The 8,541-nt window shown below is 61.9% G+C and carries 5 protein-coding genes; all 5 read left to right on the top strand.

Translation table 11 applies throughout. From position 1 onward, the window contains the following. The coding region (locus OKW44_RS02980; RefSeq protein ID WP_429409419.1) for a hypothetical protein at positions 1-475 on the top strand (475 nt) is incomplete at its 5' end. 47 nt (positions 476-522) lie between these two features. After that, the gene (locus OKW44_RS02975; protein WP_026225794.1) at positions 523-834 is read left to right on the top strand and encodes a site-specific integrase; all 312 of its coding nucleotides are present in this window, start codon (positions 523-525) and stop codon (positions 832-834) included. Positions 835-1,401: 567 nt separating this feature from the next. Beyond that, a complete protein-coding gene (locus OKW44_RS02970) occupies positions 1,402-7,293 on the top strand; it encodes a DUF4214 domain-containing protein (RefSeq protein ID WP_018420475.1) in 5,892 nt (1,963 codons plus the stop codon). A 106-nt stretch (positions 7,294-7,399) separates the two neighbouring features. After that, entirely contained in the window at positions 7,400-7,597 is a 198-nt protein-coding gene (locus OKW44_RS02965) for a DUF6447 family protein (protein ID WP_018420476.1), read from the top strand. A gap of 199 nt (positions 7,598-7,796) precedes the next feature. Next, positions 7,797-8,540 (top strand): hypothetical protein, encoded by a 744-nt coding sequence (locus tag OKW44_RS02960; protein ID WP_162633953.1) that lies wholly within the window; start codon positions 7,797-7,799, stop codon positions 8,538-8,540. The last annotated feature ends 1 nt before the right edge of the window (position 8,541 follow it).

Here is an 8,541-nt window from a genome sequence, read left to right as displayed (position 1 = left end):
CACTAAATTAGGTGACACCTTGGCGCGGCAACTGGGCAGTTCACCCTTGACGCCCACCGCGCACACTCACCGAAATAGACCTATGACACCCGAGTCGAACAGAAAGGGAAAAGCCGCACGCGGCAAGAAATACAGTCTCCGACGCTGGATCGTCGACTGGACTATCGAGCCGGCTGCCATGCCAGGCTATGTCAACCTGTCACTGCTAGTGGCTTCCGAGTCGGACGAGAGCGTCCGCTCGTCCACCAACCGACACTACCTGATGCAGCAGGAGCGGATAGCGGACCTGATCCGTGAACTCACGTGGACGCTGGAGCACTCAGATGCAAGCCGGGCGCTCGAGGAGCAGGCGCTTGCGGAAGGTCCGCAGGTTTCCGCAGAGCCCGCCTCAGGTTCGGGCGACGTGGAAAAAGACCAGCCTGATCTGCTGTCGAGCCACTTTTCCCTCGGCGCGTACGGCCTTGTTGGTAATTAGTCGACCCTGAACCATCTTATGGTCGGCCAGCCATGCAGGCATAACGAATGAGCCAGCAGGTCGCTATGCTGTCGCTGCAAGCGCCATTTCCTGTCCTGGTCACCGCCGCTGGCGACCGGGCCGGGATTCTCTTCCTTGGATTCTTGGCGTCGACTGTCCACAACCCGCATACGCGGCGCCCGTACGCGCGCGCCGCCAGCGGATTCCTCGGCTGGTGCGCCGTCGTTGGTGCGTCATCGATCACCGCCATACAGCCGCAGCATGTCGCCACCTGGATCGAACTGCAGACCCAGACGTGGCCTGCAGCGACCGTCAGGCTGCAGCTCGCCGCGATCCGCCCCTGTTCGACTGGATCGTAGCCGGCGAGATTATCTTGACGAATCCGGCTGCGTCGGTGCGCGGACCGGGGCATTGGCGATGCGGGTCGCGGTAGTCGAGCTCGATAATATTGGGTGGTCATAGAGTTTCAGCGCGTGTTTGCAGCAAACCGCCAATTTCTTTCCCTCGAATTGGCGGTCCCTCCTATTTGCCCGGTAGGGCAATTCATGGGTCAGGATTTTTTTTGGTTCCGTTTCTCTGCCAACCCTCGCCAATTAAATATCCCGGCGAGAGGCACGTGGGTATTTGATACTTTGTGCGCGCCATCACAAAACGACTTGAGTACTCGTCAGACAATCCATCGGCGTTCCAGTTGGATAAGGCAAGATATGGCTTGGCTCTGGGGGTTTTCAAGCTATGTCGTAATTGCTAGTTCAGCTGCGACGAAACCACATGTGTGTTAACGGAACCAATTGGAGCTATACATGGCTGCACCCTCAGCAAATGCTATTCAGGCGGTACAACAAGCCTACCTGGCCTATTACGGCCGCCCGGCTGATCCAGAAGGTCTGGTCTTTTGGGCAACCCAGGTGGACAAAGCTGGCAGCATGTCTGCGGTCATCAACGCGTTCGGCACTTCGGCCGAATCCACTGCACTGTATAGCGGTGGGAATGACTCCGCTTACATCAGCCATATCTATCAAACGCTGTTTGGTCATGGGCCCGACACTGCGGGCCTTGCTTTCTATGTGAACGCCCTCGCAAACGGTACATTTACGCTTGCATCGATTGCACTGAACATCTACAACGGCGCGCAGTCCACCGATGCAGCGATTCTGAACGCCAAGTATGCCTACGCGACTGCGTTCACCCAACAGGTGGAACAATCGCCGACGGCACAAGCTGCCTACTCGGGTACGGCAGCAGCGAACACTGCGCGCGCGCAACTTGCAACCGTTGTTGATGCGACGTCGGAAACGACGGCAGCGAACAACCTGCCGACAGTGTTGGCAAACATCGGCGCAAGCGCGCAGGCGGTCACGCTCACTACTGGTGCGGATACCGTCACTGGTTCGGACATCGTGGGTTCGCTGACGCCGTACAACACCGATGGCAAGGGCCCGACGCTGAACTACAACGACGTCATCACGGGCGCTGCCGGCGGCACGAACAACACGCTGACGCTGAACGACGACTATGCCGCGGCCAACGATGTCATTCCGCTCGGCGCTTCGATCAGCAACATCCAGAACATCGTGCTGCAGACCCAAGGCAATGCGGGCGGCGGTGCCACGTTCAATACGGCCAACGTCGCAGGCGTGGAGAACCTGACGGTGACCTCGGGCGGTACTGGTACGGACAACATTCAGGCAGCCAGCACAACGGCAATCAACGTCACTCACCAAAGCGGTAGCGGTACGGTCAAAACGCTCGGCGGCAGCACGGTCACCGTGAATACGAACGGTGCAGGCGTGGCTATTGGCAGCCTTACGCTGGCCAATGCCAACCCGACCGGCGCCATCGTCGTGACCGAAGCTGGTGTGGGTAACTCGATCATCTACGGTGGTACGACCGTCAACGTCACCGATACGGCGCCGACCGGCTCGATCATTGTTGGCACGAACCAGACCTCGGTTTCGCCGGCCAATGCGACGGGCGCTGTGACGATCAACGCCACGACCGGTAACCCGAATGGTGTTGGCGTAGCGATCACTGACTTTGGCGGTACGGACGTCACCATCAACTCGGCTGGCGGCGTCGTTACCGTTGGCGGGTTTGCTGGTGTCAGCGGCATCGTTGCGAGCGGCACGGCTGCAGTGGTTGCACCGACCGGCAACATCACGATTAACGACACCGCCGCTGTGCCCCTGAGCTATGCTCCGGCGACGAATTCGGTAGCTGGCTTCCCGGCGGCCGTCACCGTCGTCGGCGGCAACAATGTCAGCATTACGACTAACGCGGGCAGCGTGTCGGTAGGCGCGGCCAACTTCAACGGATCGGTCGCGGTTGCAGGTCAGAACCCGGCCGGCAATGTCACCGTGGTTGACACCGCTTCGGTCAGCACGATTGCAGCAAGCAATGCCGCAGACGTCACTGTCTACGGTGGCGCGAACGTCAACGTAACGGACGCTGGCGGTGCAGTCACCATCGGTAACGTGAACGGCAATAACGTGGTCGCCCCGAGCGGCACGGTCACGGTCACGGACACATCGCAGCTGGCGTTTGACCGCGTCCTCGACACGCAAAACCGCGTAGTCAGTGTTACGGGCGGTACGACCGTCAACGTCACGACAAATGCCGGTAGCGTTGTAGTTGGTGGTGCGGGGTCTGGCGTCGCTGGCAGCCAGTCGACGGGCGCAGTGACGGTTGTGGATTCGTCGCTGGGTAGCGTTTCGGTCTATGGCGGCACCAATGACACCATCACCGCTGCAGGCGGTGTGGTCACGGTCGGCAACTCGACGGCCCTGACGAACGCGACCGGCAACGTTGCCGTGACGCAATCGGCCGTTGAAACCGGTGGTCAGTTCGGCTCGACCGTCGCGGTCAACGGCGGCGTGAATGTCACCGTCAACACGACGGGCGGCAGCGTTACCGCTGGCGCGACCGCCACGCCGGTCACCGGCGCAGTGGCGACCACCGACACGTTTGTCGGCACCAATACCGATGCATTCACCGTGGTTGGCGGCACGACAGTCGCAATCAACACGACGGCTTCGAACGGCAGCGTTTCGGTCGGCAACGTTGCACCGAAGCTGAACGTGGCGGGCACCGCGCTGCTGAACGGTACATCGTTCGCAAGCGGCAACGTGACCATCGTCAACGAATCGCTGGCGGGTACGACGGCTGCGGGCGCCGCGAACGTGTTCGGCACCGGCACCGATATCGTCAACACCAACGGCGCAACGTCCGTGTCGATCACGGGTGCAAGCTCCGTTGCCATCACTGACGAGCAAACCACCCTGGCAACGGGTGGCGCGGGCGCAGGCAAGGCAATCGGCACCAGCACGCTGGCAACGGTCGCCCTCGACGGCATCTCGGGCAACGCGACCATCACCAGCGGCGCACTGACGAACCTGTCGATCGCCGATAGCTCCGCAACGACAGCCACCGCAGTGACCGTCAACGAAGCAGGTGCACACGCACTGGCACTGACGCTGGCAAACGATGCGGTGACCAAGGTCCTTGGTCAAGCGAGCGTGACCGACGCAACCGCTACGAGCATGACGATCAGCACCACCGGTACGGCAGCATCGGCCGTGGCTCTGTCGGCTGCAAAAGCGACTACGCTGACGTTCAACAATGCAGCTGCTGTGAGCACGGCCACTTCTGTTGCGAACCCCACCAACACCGCGGCTGTCACGTTGATTTCTGACGCGGCGCTGACGACGGTCACGGCTACGGGCGCAGGCGCACTGAACCTCGGCGATCTGTCGGGCTTCGGCAAGCTGACCACGATCGATGCAACGAAGTCGACCGGCGGTGTGACGGTGGGCATCAATGCCACGGTTACCAGCTTCAATGGTGCGGGCAGCTCGGGCAATGACACGGTCACGCTGTCGGGCAACAGCACCGTGAACGCAGCCACCCCGACGACCAACGACACGATCGTCGGCGGTTCGGGCGTCAACACCCTGGTGGCGAACTACACCGGCAACATCCTTACGGACGTCGCGCTGGGCAACAACGCCAGCATCAAGGGCTTTACTAACCTGGCGATTGGTACGGCGGGCTCGGGCACGTTCGACGCCAGCGGCTTCTCCGGTCTGTCGCTGGGCGATACGCTGGGCGCTGTCTCGTTCCAGAACGTGGCTGCAGGCGCCACGCTGTCGCTGACCCCGGCGATCAACGCGGTGGCGGATACGCTCGCGGCGGTGACGTACACGCTGAAGACCTCGACCGGCTCCAACGACACGCTGTCGCTGAATGTCGGCACGGACGGCACGACGCAATACAAGAGCGGCACGGTCCTGCCGACGGCCGGTAGCAACTCGATTACCGCAACCGTAATCACGACCGGCATCGAAAACCTGAAGGTCAACAGCCTGGGCTACGTCAGCCCGGCTGGCACGGCTACGGGGAGCGTGAACGTCAACTCGGTGACGATCCAGGACACGGCTGCCAAGACGGTGACCGTGACGGGCGACCAGAACCTGGTTCTGACGCTGCAAACGGATGCAGCTGCTGCCCTGACCTCGGCCACCAGCGTCGTGACGACGATCAACGCCTCGGCAGCAACTGGCGCGGTCGATGTCACCAATGTGCCGCTCGCGCAAGCTGGCGGTACGGTAACTGGCGGCAGCGGTTTGTTGACGGCCAGCGGCGCAATCAACGTTGCAGGTTCGACCAACGCAGTTGTCGCAGTTGACTCGATCACCACGGGTGCGGGCGGCGGCGTGATCACCGTTGGTGCAGGTGGCAGCTGGGTAGCAAACGCTACTGCGACTGCAAATGGCGCTTACGGTGCAGGTAGCGAAACCATTAACCTGGCGGCGTCGACGGGTGTGGTCGATACGATCGTGGTGGCGAATGGTGCTGTGTCGACCTTCAATGGAACGAAGGGTGGCGTCAACGGCTTCCAGGTCACGACCAGCGCGAAGACCAGCGACAAGTTGACCTTCGGCACAGTGGCTACGCCGGTTGCCAAGACCGCGCTGGCCAACGTTGCGGCTCCCGTGGCTGTTTCGACGGTGACCAATGCACAGAGTTCGGCTTACTCGATTGACAGCACCGGCGCGCTGTTCACGGCCCTTGCGAACCTGACCTACACGGCATCGAACGGTGTGATCACGTTCAGCGCCACGGGCGGTCACCAGCTGTCGGACTTCACGTCGGCGCAACTGGTCAGCGCAGCGGAAATCATCCTGAACGGCACGGGCGGCAACCTGGTCGCAGCCTTCTCGACCGGTGGCAACACCTATGTCGTGACGGACGACGGCGCACAGACGCTCGCGACCACTGGTGGTAATGGCACTACGATTCCCGGGACTGCTACCCACCAGAACCTCGACTCGATCACTGACCTGGTCGGCGTGACAGGTGTGACGGGCTTCGGTGGCACGGCAGCCGCAGGCACGGTCGTTGCAACGGACGTGACGAACGTTGCCGGCTTCAAGTCGGTGTCGGGTACGACGGCTCTGGTCTATGACGAAACCGGCTTCTCGCACGTGGGTCTCGGCCTCGGCGCTGTCGAGTCGGCCGGCGTGGCGCAGGCAGTCGGCTCGACGTCGACCACGCTGAACAACCTGGCAGCTTCGGCCCTGATCGACGTCGCATCGGGTCTCACGGGCGGCAACCTGACGGTCACGCAGCTCGGCACGGCCGGTTCGGACAGCCTCACGCTGAACTTCCAGGATGCAGGTGGTGTTGCCAGCACGTTCGGTACGGTGACGCTGAACGGTGACAACGCACTGACGATCAATGCCGCTGGCAACGAAACGATCACGTCGCTGGTCGACAGCGGTAACACGCTGGCAACCATCAACGTGACGGGTGGCGGCAACGTTGTCATTCACGGCGTCACCGATACGGCACTGACGTTGGTCGACGCAAGCGGCGGCGTGGCGGGCAACAGCGGTACGCTGACCCTTGGCGATACGACTGCGCTGTCGCAGGCTGGTCTGACGATCAAGGGTGCCCTGGGTGGCGACACCATCTTCGCTAGCGGAGCGGGTGACGTCATCACGATCGGTGATGCGACTCACACGGCCTCAGGCAGCTTTACGATCGCCGCCAATGGCCTCGCTGACACTATCACGGTGACGAATGGCGCAAGCACCAACACTACCCTGATTGCCGCAGCAGCAAGCGGCGATACGATCAGTGTCGATGCGGGTTCCAACACCCTCGGTGGCGTTCTCAGTGGAGGTTTCATCTCCGGTTCGCTCGGTAGCGGCGATACGATCAACCTGGGCAATACGACCGGTGCGGATACCCTCTGGGTTGGTGGTAGCTCGACGGTGAACCTTGGCACGACGGCTACGCCGTTCGGTGGCACGGCAAACGTGGTGGTAACCGGCGATCTGACGGGTGGTACTTCGGCAGCGTATGCCCAGACGGTGATCAACGGTGCAGCTGCGCCGGGGTTCGGTCACCTGAACATCGCGTTCGGCAACCTCACTGCAGCAGGTGGGGCGCTGACTGAAGGGTTCGCAGGTGGTGGCACTACTAGTACCGCTTCGCAGGTAAATGTGGCGTCGGCAACGACGCTGGCGCAGGCACTGGATCTGGCCGTTAGCCAGGCTTCGGTGATGAACGCGCAGAACGGTGGTAGCGCTACAACCGTCGCCAACGGCGTACTGCAACAAAAGGCCGGCACGGGCCTGATCGATTACTTCCACTTCGCAGGTAACACCTACGTCGTCGAAGTGAACAACGCCAGCTCGGCCGCTGCAGCTCACACTGCACTGGGCGCCGGTGACGTGGTGGTTCAGTTGACGGGCAACGTCGACCTGACCGGTGCTAGCATCGCCGCAGGCAGCCACATCCTGACGGTGCACTAAAGCATAACGCTACGCTCTGACAGGTAGCTGTTGACAGACCCCGCCCCTCACAAGGGGGCGGGGTTTTTTAAACCAGGATTCAAACTGTTTAATTCAAGAGATAGAAATGGCTGAAATTACGATTGACGACGTCGCATACGAAATCGACGCCCTGAGCGACGCCGCGAAGCAGCAGCTCGCCAACCTGCAGGTCACCGACGCAGAAATCCAGCGCCTGCAATCCCTGCTGGCGATCGCCACGACCGCGCGTGTGGCCTACGCGGCGGCACTGAAGAACGAGCTGCCGGCAGCGTTTTCGCACTGAACGCTTTCTGTCCAGTTGGCGTGGCCGGGCGACGACGCCTGTTTCGCGGCAAATAAATTCAATGAACGTGTCCATGGCGCAATGTCGCCAGGAACGCGGTGCGCCTGACCTGGCGTACCGGAAGATGTGAGAGCAGCAAATGATCAAGGTCCCGATTACGCTTTCTTTGTGCGCGTCGCTCGCCGCGTGCGGGGGAGGCATGTCCAGTTCATCACCGCTGTCCGTACATCAGCAGGCAGCCGCCGAAGGTCTGTATAGCGGGACCAGTGCCGCAAACGAGCGCATTACTGGCGTCGTGCTGGAAACCGGCGCGTACTACGTGTTCTTCGGACCACCCGGCGGCGCAGCCGGGGTGGCCGGTGTCGTGACCGGCACCGGGATCTCGGACGGGGGCACGTTCTCGTCGTCAGACGGGCGTGCTTTCGACATGCTGAATCACAGCGTAACCAGCGCCTCGCTCTCAGCCACCTACGTGGCGAAGCAGTCGCTGGACGGAAGCGTCTCGATCAACGAACATAGCCCGTCTTTCACTTCGGCCTACAACACCCTGTACGACCAGGCACCGTCGATGACCTCGCTCGCTGGCGCCTGGTCCGGCCAGGCCGCGAGTACAGGCGGGCTCGAAACTTCCTCGCTGACCGTCTCGGCCAGTGGCGCAATCAGCGGAACGACCTCGACCGGATGTGCGTTCACGGGAGAACTGGCGCCGCATGGCAACCACGGCGGCGTCTACGACATCAGTCTCTCGTTTGGTGCGGCACCCTGCCCGTTCGCAAGCTCGTCGCTGTCGGGCATCGCGGTGTTCGATCCGGCTGCGATGACGCTGGTCGCTGCCGCGCCCGATGCTACCGGTACGGACGGCGTTCTGATCAGCGCCCAGATGGAGCGGCCTGTCGTCACGCCCCACTACCGCGGGCCCACAGTAACCCCGACTGCATCCTGAA

Origin of the sequence: Paraburkholderia lebeckiae, assembly GCF_050436325.1 — a bacterium.
Lineage (GTDB): Bacteria > Pseudomonadota > Gammaproteobacteria > Burkholderiales > Burkholderiaceae > Paraburkholderia > Paraburkholderia tuberum.
The sequence above is the reverse complement of the archived record's forward strand: the minus strand, read 5'-3'. Positions and strand labels throughout refer to the sequence as shown.

Coding starts and splice junctions, on each gene's coding strand:
- OKW44_RS02960 (WP_162633953.1), top strand. CDS start 7,797: ATGTCCAGTTCATCACCGCTGTCCGTACATCAGCAGGCAGCCGCCGAA.
- OKW44_RS02970 (WP_018420475.1), top strand. CDS start 1,402: ATGTCTGCGGTCATCAACGCGTTCGGCACTTCGGCCGAATCCACTGCA.
- OKW44_RS02975 (WP_026225794.1), top strand. CDS start 523: ATGAGCCAGCAGGTCGCTATGCTGTCGCTGCAAGCGCCATTTCCTGTC.
- OKW44_RS02965 (WP_018420476.1), top strand. CDS start 7,400: ATGGCTGAAATTACGATTGACGACGTCGCATACGAAATCGACGCCCTG.